General features: G+C 74.4%; 13 protein-coding genes. 7 read left to right on the forward strand and 6 right to left on the reverse strand.

Annotated features, from left to right (window positions below):
* Nucleotides 1-92 precede the first annotated feature (92 nt).
* The 6 genes from ACLBX8_RS01545 to ACLBX8_RS01570 all read right to left on the reverse strand — a co-directional run bounded on the left by ACLBX8_RS01545 (nucleotide 93) and on the right by ACLBX8_RS01570 (nucleotide 6,064).
* Nucleotides 93-932 (reverse strand): triphosphoribosyl-dephospho-CoA synthase, encoded by an 840-nt coding sequence (locus tag ACLBX8_RS01545; RefSeq protein ID WP_447697699.1) that lies wholly within the window; start codon nucleotides 930-932, stop codon nucleotides 93-95.
* On the reverse strand, nucleotides 929-1,837 hold the full coding sequence (locus tag ACLBX8_RS01550) for an ATP-grasp domain-containing protein (RefSeq protein WP_447680558.1): 909 nt from the start codon (nucleotides 1,835-1,837) through the stop codon (nucleotides 929-931). The genes ACLBX8_RS01545 and ACLBX8_RS01550 overlap by 4 nt, the downstream gene beginning before the upstream one ends.
* A 121-nt stretch (nucleotides 1,838-1,958) precedes the next feature.
* Entirely contained in the window at nucleotides 1,959-2,933 is a 975-nt protein-coding gene (gene mch / locus ACLBX8_RS01555; RefSeq protein ID WP_020091841.1) for a methenyltetrahydromethanopterin cyclohydrolase, read from the reverse strand.
* Nucleotides 2,930-4,081, reverse strand: a complete 1,152-nt coding sequence (locus ACLBX8_RS01560; protein ID WP_447697700.1) for an ATP-grasp domain-containing protein — start codon at nucleotides 4,079-4,081, stop codon at nucleotides 2,930-2,932. Before ACLBX8_RS01560 ends, mch begins: the two co-directional genes overlap by 4 nt.
* A 22-nt stretch (nucleotides 4,082-4,103) precedes the next feature.
* A complete protein-coding gene (locus tag ACLBX8_RS01565) occupies nucleotides 4,104-4,997 on the reverse strand; it encodes an NAD(P)-dependent methylenetetrahydromethanopterin dehydrogenase (protein ID WP_056521160.1) in 894 nt (297 codons plus the stop codon).
* 89 nt (nucleotides 4,998-5,086) lie between these two features.
* Nucleotides 5,087-6,064 carry a beta-ribofuranosylaminobenzene 5'-phosphate synthase family protein gene (locus ACLBX8_RS01570; protein ID WP_447697701.1) on the reverse strand — a complete coding sequence of 326 codons (978 nt, stop codon included), beginning with the start codon at nucleotides 6,062-6,064 and terminating at the stop codon, nucleotides 5,087-5,089.
* 398 nt (nucleotides 6,065-6,462) lie between these two features.
* On the opposite strand from ACLBX8_RS01570, the gene ACLBX8_RS01575 reads away from it, so the two are divergent.
* The 7 genes from ACLBX8_RS01575 to ACLBX8_RS01605 all read left to right on the forward strand — a co-directional run bounded on the left by ACLBX8_RS01575 (nucleotide 6,463) and on the right by ACLBX8_RS01605 (nucleotide 13,675).
* Nucleotides 6,463-7,533: a formyltransferase gene (locus tag ACLBX8_RS01575; RefSeq protein WP_447714519.1), complete on the forward strand. Its 1,071-nt coding sequence runs from the start codon at nucleotides 6,463-6,465 to the stop codon at nucleotides 7,531-7,533.
* Nucleotides 7,527-9,173, forward strand: coding sequence for a formylmethanofuran dehydrogenase subunit A (locus ACLBX8_RS01580; RefSeq protein WP_091678339.1), 1,647 nt, complete (start codon nucleotides 7,527-7,529; stop codon nucleotides 9,171-9,173). Before ACLBX8_RS01575 ends, ACLBX8_RS01580 begins: the two co-directional genes overlap by 7 nt.
* 27 nt (nucleotides 9,174-9,200) lie before the next feature.
* Complete coding sequence (gene fhcD / locus ACLBX8_RS01585) at nucleotides 9,201-10,148, forward strand: formylmethanofuran--tetrahydromethanopterin N-formyltransferase (RefSeq protein WP_020091835.1); 948 nt, start codon at nucleotides 9,201-9,203, stop codon at nucleotides 10,146-10,148.
* Nucleotides 10,149-10,151: 3 nt separating this feature from the next.
* Nucleotides 10,152-10,946, forward strand: a complete 795-nt coding sequence (locus ACLBX8_RS01590; RefSeq protein ID WP_447714520.1) for a formylmethanofuran dehydrogenase subunit C — start codon at nucleotides 10,152-10,154, stop codon at nucleotides 10,944-10,946.
* An 84-nt stretch (nucleotides 10,947-11,030) separates the two neighbouring features.
* Nucleotides 11,031-11,237: a hypothetical protein gene (locus tag ACLBX8_RS01595; RefSeq protein WP_020091833.1), complete on the forward strand. Its 207-nt coding sequence runs from the start codon at nucleotides 11,031-11,033 to the stop codon at nucleotides 11,235-11,237.
* Between the two features lie 78 nt (nucleotides 11,238-11,315).
* Nucleotides 11,316-12,974 (forward strand): ATP-binding protein, encoded by a 1,659-nt coding sequence (locus ACLBX8_RS01600; RefSeq protein ID WP_447714521.1) that lies wholly within the window; start codon nucleotides 11,316-11,318, stop codon nucleotides 12,972-12,974.
* A complete protein-coding gene (locus ACLBX8_RS01605) occupies nucleotides 12,971-13,675 on the forward strand; it encodes a response regulator transcription factor (protein WP_020091831.1) in 705 nt (234 codons plus the stop codon). The genes ACLBX8_RS01600 and ACLBX8_RS01605 overlap by 4 nt, the downstream gene beginning before the upstream one ends.
* Nucleotides 13,676-13,740: the final 65 nt, after the last annotated feature.

Genomic DNA, 13,740 nt, shown 5'->3' on the forward strand with positions numbered 1-13,740 from the left:
GCGGGCCCCTGCGGCTCACAACCCGCGCAAGGCCCTGACACGAAGGAATTTCCATCCGCCCGGCGCTATGGACACCGGATCGTGCACGCGGCTCAGGCCAGCCGGGCGCCGGCGCCCGCGAGCGCGTCCCAGAACAGCGTCGCGACGGTGAAATCCGCGCTCGTGCCGGGATTGATCGACCGCGCCTTCAGCGACGCGTCGAGGGCCAGCAGCGCGTCGACCGGCCGCGCGGCGAGATCGATCCCGGCGAGTGCCGCCTCGACGTCCCGGCGGACGCCCTCGGCCGCGGCCGCGCCGTGCTTGCGCGCGACGTGGCTGTCCGGGACAGCGCGCAGGAAGGCGAGGTGGATCGCGGTCGTGCACCAGGTCGGGTCGAGCCCGGCGGCGCGGGCCTCGCGCAGGGCGGCGAGCCCGATCGCCGGCACGTCCGCGAACCCCGTGACGTAGGCGCGGGCGATCCGGTCCCGGTCGGCGGCCTCCGCCATGGCGTCGCGCAGGGCGCCGGGCGCCGCCTCGGCGACGTCGTGCCGGGCGGCCTCGCCGAGGCCGCCCGGATTCGCGCGGCGGATGCCCGCGAAGACGGCCTCCGAATCCGCGCCGTCCAGCGTGTCGAGCACCGCCGCGACGGTCCGGTTCTCCTCGGCCGCGACCGCGAGCGGCGCGCAGAGCAGCAGGATGCCGAGATTGGTGTTCTGGCCCACCGCCGCCACCGTGGCGGCGACGCCGTCGCGGACCCGCGCCCCGACGCCCGCGCCCGGGCGGGCCAGGGGCGGGGCCGAGACGTCGGCGCTCGTGACGAAATCCGCCAGCACCATGCGGTGGCCGGGCGCGTAGGCGTGGACGTTGCCGGGCTTGAGGGCGTCGAGCTCCGCGAGGCAGGCCGCCCGGTAGAGCGTGCCGATCAGCGCCGCGTCGAGGCCGGTCCCGCTCATGCCACCACGAGCCGGGGGCGGCTGGCGCCGCGGGCCGCGGCGAGGAAGCCGCGCACCACCGCGGCGGCGATGTCGGCCTCGCACACGGTCTGGAGCCCCGACCAAGCCGGCATGGAATTGACCTCGAGGACCGAGAACCCGCCCTCCCCGTCCTCGACGAGGTCGACGCCAGAATAGTCGACGCCGACCGCGGCGGCCGCCGCCTCGGCCAGCTCGGCGGCGGCGCGCGGCATCGCCCAGGGCAGCGGCCGGCCGCCCCTGTGGACATTGGTGATCCAGCCGTCGCCCTCGCGGATCATGCCGGCGATCGCCCGTCCGTCGCAGACGAACACCCGGTAGTCGCGCCACAGGCCGTCCCTGCGCGGCACGTAGCGCTGGAGGTAGTAGACCCGGGCCACCGTCTCCTCGTCGGGCAGGTCCTCCGGGCGCTCGATCAGGGCGAGCCCCTCCCCCTGCGAGCCGAACAGCGGCTTCAGGACCAGCGGCGCGCCCGGCCGCGCCTCGGCGGCGACCAGGGCCGCGGCCGCCTCGCGCTTCGAGAACACCCAGGTCGCCGGGGTCGGCAGGCCGGCCCGGTCGATCAGCAGCGAGGTCGCCGCCTTGTCGACCGAGCGCTCGATCGCGGTCGGCGCGTTCCAGACGGTGACCCCCGCGGCGACCAGGGCGTGCAGAACGCCGAGCCGCATCGTCGTCGCCTCGAAGGTGCCGCCCGCGATGGTCCGCATCAGCACGCCGTCCGGCAGCGCGTCAGCGAAGCCCGGCACGCGCAGCGGCTCGCCGCCGCCCGTGACCACGGCCACGTCGGCGAGGGAGAACAGCACCGGCTCCACGCCGCTCGCGCGCAGGGCCGCGAGCAGGCGGTTCTTGTGCCAGGTGCCGTTATCGGCCGCGAGCCCGATGCGCATGGGGGTCCTGATGGGGTCCTGATCGTCACGGGGCCGCCCGCCTCCGGGGCGGCCCGAGGTTCTGTCGCTCGGTGGAGCGGACTGGGGACCCCGCCGCGCGGGAGGGGCGCCCCGCATGCCCTCAGGCGAAGGACGCGTCGACCAGCGTCGGCTCCAGGCGGCCGCCGCGGTAGGTCGCGCCGGAGCGCACCGACGTGACGATCGCCTCGGCCGGCGAGAACAGGGCGCCGTCGATCTTGTAGAAGTCGCCGTTCACCCGCGCGAAGATGTCGGCGAAGGGCGCGCCGTGGTCGCTCGAGGTCGTGGAGGGCAATTGCTCGGCGAGCTGCTTCGCGTCGGCATCGTCGGCGTCCACGAAGAGCTGGACCCGGCCGCCGTAGATGATCGCGTCGTTGGTCCGGCCCATCGCCTTGATGAAGTCCGGGTGCGGCGGCGACAGCGGCGCCGAGCCGATCCCGTCCACGATGGCGTGCAGGTCGAAGCCGACCGTGTGGGCCTTGTGGAGGGCGACTTCCAGGACGCGGGCCACGACCTGCGTGGAGCCGGCGAGGCTCTGGGTCGGCGCGAAGATGAAGGTCAGGTCTTCGGGCTTGAGGCCGGAGGCCTCCGCGACCTTGGCGACGACGCTCTCGGGCGGTCCGCCGGCCGCTTCCAGCACGAGGGCGGTCTTGGTGGCGGAATCGCGGAAGCCGAGTTCCTGGTACAGCTCCTCGACGGCCGCAACCGCGCGGCCCGGGCCCGAGCCGAGGGCGAAGAAGCCGGAATCTCCGGTCTCGTCGGCGAGGCTCCAGCCCGCGTACTGGCTGCCGAGGCAGGCGAGCACCGGGTCGGCGGAATGGACCGTCACCGAGTACGGCCAGGACGCGATCGGCCCGCTCGGCGCGATCGTGACGGTGCCGAGGCCGCCGAGGCAGATCTCGGCGATGCGCCGCCCGGCCTCGATCGAGCCCCGCGCCTGCGCGCCGGCATCGACCATGCGGGCGCCGCCGGCGGCCTGCGACACGGACAGCCGCAGGGTCGCGGCGTCGGCCACGAGCCGCTCGACCAGGGGGCCGGAGAGCGCGTTGATGCTGGGATAGGACGGGCTGGCACTCATGACGGGGCTTCCTCGGGGTGTGTTTTCTTCGCCGCGCAGACGGCCCGCAGGTGTGCCGTCCGCGTTTCCAACAGGGCGAGCACCTCCGCCCGGTCCGCGCCTTCGGCCAGCACCGTGCAGAGCGGCGCGTCGCGGCGGACCGCCGAGCCGGGGCACGGGCGGTCGCGCACGCAGTCCGGCCAATCGAGGTCCGGCACAGGCGCAAGCTCACGGTCCGCGTAACAGATCTGCGCGGCCGCCGCACCCGCCGGATGCGGGCCGGGCTCCGGCATCGTGCCGAGGCAGGCCGCGATGTGGGCCGCGAGCAGCGGCGTCCCGCGCCGGTCGAGGACGTCGAGGGTCGCGCCGGGCCTCGGGTTGATCTCCGTGAGCCACCACTCGGGCCCGTCGACCAGCAGGTCGGCGCTGGCGAGGCCGCGCAGGCCGGTCGCGGCGACGATCCGCTCGGTTCCGGCGGCGACGGCCTGCACGACGTGGGCGGGGAGCGCCGGGGATTCGCCGGCGCCGCGGGCGAGCGCCCCGGCGTAACGGAACGGCCGGATCGGCGACGGCGCGCACCATTGCTCGGTGACCGCGAGGACACGGATCGTTCGGCCGTCGGCGAGGACGTTCAGGGCGTGGGGCCGCCCCGGCACGCGCGCCTGGAGATAGTGGCCCGCCGGCGCGGGCGACCGGGTGGCCGGCCGGATGTGGCTGCCGCCGGAACCCCCGATCCGCTTGACCAGCCAGCCCGCGGGGTCCGCCGGCGGCGCGGCCGCCACGGCCGGATGCGGCACGCCGAGGCGCGCGCACAGGGCCGCGAAGGCCACGGGATCCTTCAGGGCGGCGACGGTCCCGGCCGAGGCGCCGATGAGCCGGTGCCGCGCGGAGAGGCGCGCGATCAGGTCGGGCGCGTCCTCGAAGCCGCTGCCCAGGATCAGGCCGACCGGGTTCCCGGCCCGCGCCGCGAGGTCGTCGAGCGCCGCCAGGGTGGCGTCGGCGGCGGGGGCGGTGCCGAAGCGGCCCGGCAGTTGCCGGTAGGCCTCGGCCAGCGCGCGGGTGTCGGAATCGCCGAACAGGTCGGCGACGTAGGGGCGAAGCCCCGCGCGCCGCGCCGCCTCGGCCAGGGCGCGCCCGGCCTGCGCGGCGATCAGGACCGCGTCCGCCATCGGCATCCGGTCCGGGAGCGGCCTAGCCGGCGATCTCCACGGCGAGCTCGTAGGCGTCGCGGAAGTCGAGGCACAGCGGCGTGTCGGAGGCGAGCATCCGGTCGAACAGGCGCCGCTGCGTCTTGTACTTCACGTCGCCGACGGCCAGCGCGCCGATGCCGACCCCCTTGCCGGTGGGCAGCGCGACGTCCACCGCGTTGACGTCGATCCCCGCGATGCCGGCGGGCGGCACGGCGTTGACGTCGGACGCCACGAGCAGCTTCGGCGCGGATTTCAGATCCTCCGCGGTGAGGATCGGGATGCCCGCCGGGCCGGCCGAGAGGATGACGTCGGCGTCGCGGATGGCCGCGCGGCGATCGTCGGGCGTCGTGCCGTCGACGGCGCCGACCTCGATGCCGAAGCGCCACTTCATCGTGAAGGCGATCTTCGAGACGCGCTCCTCGCCGTCGTGGCCGACCAGGACGGTGGTCGCGCCCTGCAGGGCGCCGATCACCGCGGCCACGTAGGCGACGACGCCCGCGCCGCCGAAGATCACGATGCGCTTGCCCTTGAGGTCGGTGTTGAACTTCTGCCGCAGGGCGCGGGAGACCTGCGCCACCATGGCGGCGCCGGTGGTGAACGAGCCCGCCGGGTCGGCGAACACGTGGTTCACGAAGGGCGGCACGAAGGCCTTCTTGGCGCGGTCGACCATGTCGAGGGCGTCCTCGGCGTTCTTGCCGCCGATGAAGATGCCCGTCCGCGTCCCGTCGGCCGGCGACCGCGAGAAGATCGAATCCTGCGTCAGGGTGACGACGTCGGCGAGGCTGACCTCCGCGTAGGTCACCACCGTCTCGAAGCCGGCATCCACGGCCATGTTCACGTCGAACGGGCTCATGTGCCGGAGCGGCGTCAGCATGTGGAGGATCGAGCGGGCCATGGAATCCTCGTGCGGCGCGCGAGAAGAGAGGCGCCTTCTCTCCGTCCAAACCCGGAGCGGCGCCCCGGGTCAAGCCCGGGGCGGCCGGCTCACGCCGGACCGGTTACCGAAGCGCCACCGTTGCGGCCCCGGGCGATCACGAACCGGAGGGGGCCGCCCCGGTCGAGGCCGGCCACTAGGGCGCGCGCCTCCACCTCGGACGGGACCAGCGCGAAGCCGGTCGGCCCCCAGGAGGACTGGCCGTAGCCCGCGACGCCCCGCGCGGCGACGCCGGCGAGCGCCTCCGCCACCGCGGCGCTGGCGTAGCGGCCGCCCTGATGGGGCGCGAAATGATCGCCGATCAGCGTCTGGATCCGGGTGATGCCGGCGCCGAAGCCCTGCGGCTCCGCCAGGGCGACGGCGGGCAGCACCTGCATCAGCGCGATCCGGCAGATCTCGGCGGCCTGGGCCTCGGGGAAGCGCGGCAGGTCGCGGAACGCCTCGACCTCGCGCGTCCCGTGCACGCCGGCCATGCTCGGATCGAGGATCAGGACGATCCGCCAGGCCTCGGGATAGGGCAGGCGCGCGATCACCGGCGGCGGCCCGCCATCCGCGCCGCGGCCGCCGTCGACGATGAGGCCGCCCTCGGTGAAAGCGCACAGGCCGACGCCGGACCGGTTGCCCCGGTCCAGGGTCGCCGCGAAGGCATCCGCCGCGAACGGCTCGCCGTTGAGGCGCGCCATCGCGGCCGCGACCGCGAGGGCGAGCTGCGTGCCGGAGCCGAACCCGGCATGGGCCGGGATCACCCGCTCGACATCGATGGCGACGTCCCCGCCGCGCCCGAGATGGGCGGCGGCGGCCTCGACGTAGCCGCGCACCCGGTCGGATTCCGGGCCCGTGACGGTGGGCCGGGCGGCCCGGCGGGCGGTCAGGGCCAGGGACGGCGCGTCGATGGCCAGCCCGATGCTGCCGAAGCGCCGGCCGAGCCCGCCATGCAGGTCCAGGAAGCCGAAATGCAGCCGCGCCGGCGCCTCGACCCGCACGGTACCGTCCGCCGTCGCCTCGTTCCGTTCGGGGACCTCGCCCAACGCTCTTCCCTCGAATCCCGTCTCGAATCCCGCAGGCCCGGCCCCTGCGCGGCGCGCTTGTCACACGCGGCCCGGAACCGGGCAACGTGGACGCGCGCGGATCGTGCCCGCCGACGGCGCAGGACTGATCGATCGCGGAGAGCGCGCGCGGCGGTGAACCGATACCCGCGATTCACTTCCCGACGCGCATCGCCGCCGGACCCCCTTGCCGCGGTGCGCGGATGAAGGCAAACCTAGGCCCGCGACGGCGCGCCGAGTTTGCCGCCTGCCCGGACATGCCGGGCGGATGAGCCATTCCGATTCGGTGGGGAACCCTCGGGCTCGAGGGGCACCCGCTTCGTCCGGTCTTACGGCCGTCGCCCGCTCCGAAACCAAGCAAGAACGTTGCGAGAGGGAGCATGGCAGCCTGGGTGAAGGGTGGCGCGACGGACGCGGGCACCGCCATCGAGGCGGCCGCATCCCTCCTCGCCAAAGCGCGCGCGCCGGTGATCGCCGGCCTCAGCGCCGACGTGGCCGCGATCCGCGCGGTCTACGATCTCGCGGGGCGCATCGGCGCCTCCGTCGACACCGCCGGCGCGGCCGGCACCTACGCGGACCTCGGAGCGCTGAGCCGGGTCGGGGCGCTGACCTCGACGCCCGCCGAGGCCGTCGGGCGCGCCGACGTGGTGCTGGTGGTCGGCGCCGCCCCCTGGCAGGCACCGCTCCTGAAGCGCCTCGTCGACGGCAAGCCCGGCCGCGGTCGCGCCGCCGGGTCGGACCGCACCCTGCTGGCCGTCGGCGCCAACGCCACCGCGTCCCTGTCCTGGCCGGCCGAGGGCGGGCTGACCGAGGCGGTCGGCGTGCTGCGCGCCCACGCCCGCGGCCACCTCGCCGGCGATGATCTCCCCGGCCAGATCGCCGCCCGGCTCGTCGCCGCGCAGTACGGAATCCTCCTCTACGACGCCGCCGAACTCGGCGAGGTCGGCATCGAGATGCTCCAGGGCCTCGCCATGGAGCTCAGCGAGACGACGCGCTGCTTCACCCTCGCGGTCGGCGGCACCGGCCAGGACCGGGCGGTGGTGCCGGTCTCGGCCTGGCTCACCGGACAGGCGCCGCGCAGCGGCTTCGGGCGCCGCGTGCCCGAGCACGATCCCTGGCGCTTCGACGCCGCCCGGCAGGTCGCCGCCGGCGAGGTCGACGCCGTTCTCTGGCTCGGCGCCGTCCCGGTGTCGCGCCCGGACTGGCTGTCGAGCGTCCCCTCCGTCGCGCTGGTCGCGGACGGTGAGGCCGGGGCCGCCGAGGTGGTGATCGCGGTCGGCCAGCCCGGCCGCGACCACGGCGGCGTGTTGTGGAACGAGCAGCGCGCCGCGCTGACCTTCTGGCCGGCCTCGGCGCCGTCGGATCTGCCGTCGGCCGCGTCGGTGCTGGGCGCCCTGAAGGAGCGCCTGGTCACGGGCCCGGCCGCGTCGAGGAGTGAACCCGCATGCTGAGCGTGATCCGGGGCGGGCGCGTCGTCGATCCGACCGCGTCCCGCGATTCCGTGGGCGACGTCTGGATCGAGGACGGCCACGTCGTCGATCCGCCGGGCCGCGAGCCCGACGCCGTGATCGACGCCGCGGGCTGCGTGGTGATGGCGGGCGGCGTCGAGGTGCACTCGCACATCGCCGGCGGCAACGTGATCACGTCGCGGCTTCTCCTGCCCGACCTCTACGTCAGCGAGGCGGCGCCCGACGGCCATCCCTTCGCCCACGCGGGCGGGGCGGCGGCCTGGATCGGCTCGACCTACGCGCGGATGGGCTACACCACGGCCGTCGAGCCGGCGATGCCGCCGACCCACGCGCTGGGCACGCAGCTCGAGCTCGCCGACATCCCGCTGCTCGACCGCGGCGCCCTGACCGTGATGGGCAACGACGACCAGCTCCTGCAGCTCCTGCGCGAGGGCCAGGGCGGCAACGCCGTGCGCGACCTCGTCGCGCTGTCGGTCGCCCAGTCGCGCGGCCTCGGGGTCAAGTGCATCAACGCCGGCGGTGCCTCGGCCTTCAAGGACGGGGCCCTGCGCCTGTCGCTTGACGACGAGATCCCCTGCTACGGGCTCTCGACCCGGCAGATCATGGGCTCGCTCCTCGACGCGGTCGAGGAGATCGGCGTCCCGCACCCGCTGCACGTCCACTGCAACAACCTCGGCCTGCCCGGGGCCGACGACAGCTTCATGGCGACGCTGGACGCGGCGGAGGGGCGGCGCATCCACTTCGCCCACGCGCAGTTCTACGCCTACGGCGCGGTCGACCCGGCCAATCCCGGCACCGGCGGCTTCCGCTCGGCCGCCGAGCGGATCGCGCAGGCGATCACCGACAACCCGAACGCCACCCTCGATATCGGGCAGGTCGTGTTCGGCCAGACCGTGACGGTGTCCCTCGACATCCTCCGCCAGTTCGCCGGCCGGAAGGGCGCCAAGCCGAAGAAGTGGGTCCTGAACGCGGGCGACGCCGAGGGCGGCGGGGTGGTGCCGTTCCTGTACCGGCCCCGGGGCCCGACCAGCTCGCTGCAATGGGCGATCGGCCTGGAGATCATGCTGCTCTCCACCGACCCGGAGCGGACGATCCTGACCACCGACCACCCGAACGGCGGCCCGTTCACCCAGTACCCGCGCATCATCCACCTGCTGATGGACAAGTCGGAGCGCGACCGCGAGATCGCGACGCTGCCGAGCGTGGTCGGCGAACGGTCGAGCCTCCCGGGACTGGAGCGCGAGTACACGCTCTCCGAGATCGCGCAGCTGACCCGGTCCGGACCGGCGAAGCTCCTCGGCCTCGCCGACCGCGGCCACCTGCGGGCCGGCGCCCGGGCCGACGTCGCGGTCTACCGCGACGACGCGAACCGCACCGCGATGTTCACCGCCGCCAAGCTCGTCCTCAAGGACGGCGTGCCGATCGTCGAGGACGGCGAGGTCGTTGAGTGGCGCGCCGGCCGCACGCTGTCGCTGACCGTCGAGTCCGACAAGGCCATGGCGAAGCGCGCCGACACCTACCTCACGGAGCGGTTCGGCGAGGGCCTCGACAGCTTCGCCGTGCCCGACGCGGCCTTCGGCGAGGGCCGGGAGAACTTCGAGGCGGTGCCATGCCGGGCGTGATCAGCGGGGCGAGCCGCGGGAAGTACGATGTCTGACCTCACCCTCAACGGCATCCCGGTCGTCGACACCTTCGCGGAGGCGTTCGACGTGGCCGGCACGGCCATCATCGTCACGAACGACACCGCCAAGTGGGCGATGATCGCCGCGACCACGATGACCGGCTTCGCCACCTCGGTGATCGGCTGCGGCGCCGAGGCCGGCATCGACGCCGAGCTGTCGCCCGAGGAGACCCCGGACGGTCGGCCGGGCGTGCGCATCCTGCTGTTCGGCTTCGAGCCGAACGGCCTCAAGGACCAGCTGATCAAGCGCGTCGGGCAGTGCATCCTCACCTGCCCGGGCACCGCCTGCTACGCGGGTGTCGACGGGCCGACCAAGATCAAGCTCGGCGGCGCGATCCGCTATTTCGGCGACGGGTTCGCGGTGGCCAAGCGCCTGCCCGACGCCACCGGCAAGGCCCGGCGCTACTGGCGCATCCCGGTGATGGACGGCGAGTTCCTCTGCGAGGACTCGGTCCGGGCCGTCGACGGTGCGGTCGGCGGCGGCAACCTGCTGTTCCTCGGGCGGAACCACGCCGAGACCCTCAAGGTCGCCGAGATCGCCGTCGAGGCCGCCAAGGCGGTCCCGGGCGCGATCCTGCCGTTCCCGGGCGGCATCGTCCGCTCCGGCTCCAAGGTCGGCGGCCGGACCAAGGGCATGATGGCCTCGACGAACGACGCCTACTGCCCGACCCTGAAGGGCCGCGCCGGCTCGGCGCTCCCGGCCGAGTGCGGCGTGGTGCTGGAGATCGTGATCGACGCCCTCACCTCGCAGGGCGTGTCCGACTCGATGCGCGCCGGCCTGCACGCCGCCACCGAGATCGGCGGCAAGCACGGGCTGATCGCCGTCACGGCCGGCAATTACGGCGGCAATCTCGGCCGCCACCACTACCACCTGCGCGACCTGATCGCGCGCGACAGCGCCAAGCCGGAGGGCTGAGCCGTGAGCACCCTCACCCTGCGCGCGGCCCCGCCCGAGCGCCTGGACCTCCTGAACGTCAACCCGCGGGCGCTCAGCCGCCTGTCCCAGGGCGAGGCCGAGCGCCTCGAGATCGGGACGACCCGGACCGGCGTGCGCCTCGGCGACTGCTTCGCGGTCGCGCTGGACGGCTCCGACACCCTGACCATCGAGGGCGGCCACGAGCGCCTCGACCGGGTCGGGGCGTCGCTGTCCGAAGGTACGATCCGGGTGACCGGCGATGTCGGCCAGCGCCTCGGCGCCGGCATGGCGGGCGGCAGCCTGACCGTCACCGGCCATGCCGGACCTTACGCAGCCTCCGGCGCCACCGGCGGCACGATCACCGTCGAGGGCGATGCCGGGGACTACGCCGGTGGCGCAATCTACGCCGCGAAGGCCGGCCTCGACGGCGCGACGCTGATCATCCGCGGCAGCGCCGGCGCCCATCTCGGCGACCGGATGCGGCGCGGGACGATCGTGGCCGGGCGCGCGGGCGCCTTCGCGGGCTCGCGCATGATCGCCGGCACCCTGGCGGCGCTCGCCGTGGGCGATCATCCCGGCTTCGGCATGCGCCGCGGGACGCTCCTCGTCGGCAGCCACGGCCGGATGTCGCCGACCTTCGTGGAGACCGGGACGCACGACCTCGTGTTCCTGCGGCTGCTGGCCAAGGCCCTGCGCGGCCTGAGCGCCGAGCACGCCGACCTCCTCGGCAAGCCGCTGCGCCGCTACTCCGGCGACCTCGCGACGATCGCCAAGGGCGAGATCTGGGTCGCGGCCTGACGCCGCCTGGGCAAGGGGCGTGGACGCGTCCTATGCTCCCCGCCAAGCCGGCCCGCACGAGGCCGGCAGCCCGGGGAGGCGCCCATGCTGCTTCTGCTGTCGATCTGTCTCGTCGCCCAGCCCTCGACCTGCCGCGAAGACCGGATCGAGATGTCCTTCGAGAGATCGAGCCCCTTCGTGTGCCTGCGCAACTCGCAGAGCGCGCTCGCGACGTGGCAGGCGGCGCATCCGGAATGGCACGTGGAGCGGTGGCGCTGCGCCGCGAAGGGCAGCCTGCCGAAGGACCTGTGACGGGACCTTGGTTCGGCGCTCCGGCGGTGCCATGCTCGGGCCCGCCTGCACGGCGGGATTGAGGGCGGGACGGGGACGATGCGCTCGCTGAAGGTCCGCTTCGCGCTGCTGCTCGGCGGCACCGCCATGGTGGTGATGCTGGCCGCCGCGGCCGCCTTGGCGGCCATCGGGGCGGCGGAGCGCACCGTCGACCGGACCCTCGAGGCCCAGCGGCGCCTGGAGCTGCTGGCCGAGCTGTCCGGCCGCCTCACGCAGTTCGGTCTCGCGGCGGTGGAGACCGTCGGCAATCCCGATGGCCAGCCCGAGGCGATGGCGATCGCCCGCGACAACGCCGACCGCGCCCTGACCACCGTGGACGAGGCGCTCGCCAAGAGCTTCCCGCCGAGCGACGATCCGGCCGACCGGATGCAGTACGCCGCCCGCACCCGCCCCATGGCGCAGCTGCGCGCGGCGCGCGCCGTGCTGGACCGGCAGGTGTCGCTGATCAGCCGCCAGACCGAGCCGGAGCGGCGTCAGGACGCGATCAAGGGCGCGCTCAACGGTTTCGGTGCCATGACCGGCCAGCCGCTCTCCTTCCTGATCGAGGCCGAGCGGCGCAGCATGGCGCTCGGCTCCGAGGAGGCCCGGGCGCTCTCGGAGCGCCTGCGGGTGGCGGCCGCCGCTGCGGTGGCCGCGGCCCTCGTGCTGCTGGCGATCCTCTACCGCGGCGTCACCCGGCCGACCCTGGCCCGCATCGAGGAGGTCCGCCGCGCCGCGAGCGCCATCGGCCACGGCGCCCTGGACACGCGCCTCTCCGTCGCCACGCGGGACGAGCTCGGCCTGCTCATGACCAACGTCAACCGCATGGCCGCCCGCCTCGCCCGGCGGGAATCGCGGGTCGCGGCCGACCGGGCGGCGCTGGAGGACACCGTGGCGGCCCGCACCGCCGATCTGCGCGCCGCCAACGCCCGGCTCGAGGCCGTCGATCAGTCCCGCCGCCGCTTCTTCGCCGATGTCAGCCACGAGCTGCGCACGCCGCTGACGGTGATCCTGGGCGAGTGCGACCTCGCCCTGCGCGGCGCGTCCCGGGGCGCCGATCCGGGACCGGTCTTCGCGACGATCAAGAAGCGGGCGCAGCGCCTCAAGCTGCGCGTCGAGGACCTGCTGCGCGTCGCGCGCTCGGAATCCGGCGAGATCGCGTTCGACAAGCGCCGCCTGGGGCTGGCCCAGGTCCTGGCGGAGGCCGTGGACAACATGAGCTCCGAGGCGGCGCGCCGCCGCGTCGGTCTCACCCTCGATCCCGGCACCCGGGACGTCGAGTGCCTCGCCGACCGCGAGTGGATGCGCCAGACCGTCGAGAGCCTCGTCGACAACGCGCTCCGCCACGCCGCCGGCCTCACCCGGGTCGAGGTCGCCCTGTCGGCAGGGCCCGGGCCGGTCGGACGGATCACCATCACGGATGACGGACCGGGCTTCGGCGCGTCGGAGGACGCGCTGTTCGAGCGCTTCAAGCGCGGCTCGGGCGCCGGACCGGACGAGACCGGGTTCGGCATCGGGCTCGCGCTCGCGCGGTGGATCGTGGAGCAGCACGGCGGCACGATCCGGCTCGGCCCCGGGCCGGACGGGCGCGGGGCCCGGGTCACCCTGGACATCCCGGCCTGCGATCCGGCATGGGAGACGGGCCCGGTCGACGGCGCTGCCGTTGGCGCCCAAGTGGGCGCCCAAGCGGGCGCGCAGGTGAAGGAGTCGGCCGCATGACGCGGATCCTGATCGTCGAGGACGATATCGACATCCGCGGCCTCCTCGCCCGGGGGCTCGAGGCCGAGGGTTTCGAGGTCGGGACGGCGGCCTGCGTCGACGAGGCCCTGAAGGCCGCCCACGACCCGGCCCCCGGCGCCGTGCTGCTCGACATCAACCTCCCGGACGGTTCGGGCCACGACGTCTGCCGGTCCCTGCGCGAGGGCGGCTTCCCGGGCGCGATCCTGTTCCTCTCGGCCCGCGACGAGATCCGCGACCGGGCCGAGGGCCTGGCGCTCGGCGCCGACGACTACATCATCAAGCCCTTCGAGTTCGACGAGCTGGTCGCGCGCCTGCGGACCCACCTGATGCGCCGGGAGCAGGCGGAGGCGCCGCGCTCGCGCATCACCGCCGGCAAGCTGATGCTCGACCTCGAGACCCGGCAGGCGAGCTGCGGCGAGGCCAGCGCCCGCCTCACGCCCCGCGAGGCCGACCTGCTGGCCATGCTGATGGAGAATATCGGCAAGCCGGTCTCGCGCGCCGACATCTTCGACCGGCTGTGGGCGAGCCAGGGCGGGCTCTCCCTCAACGTGGTCGACGTCTATATCGGCTACCTCCGGTCCAAGATGGCCGATTTCGTGCGCTACGGCGGGCCCGGCCTCGTCACCGTGCGGGGTAAAGGATTCATGCTGGAACTGCGCGGTCCCGACTTCCGGCAGTAGGCCCCTGTACTTTAGTCGCAGGCCCGCCCATTTCGTGATGGTTTCCGGACGCTTAGGAAGTCTCT

Source organism: Methylobacterium sp. D48H, from assembly GCF_053345715.1.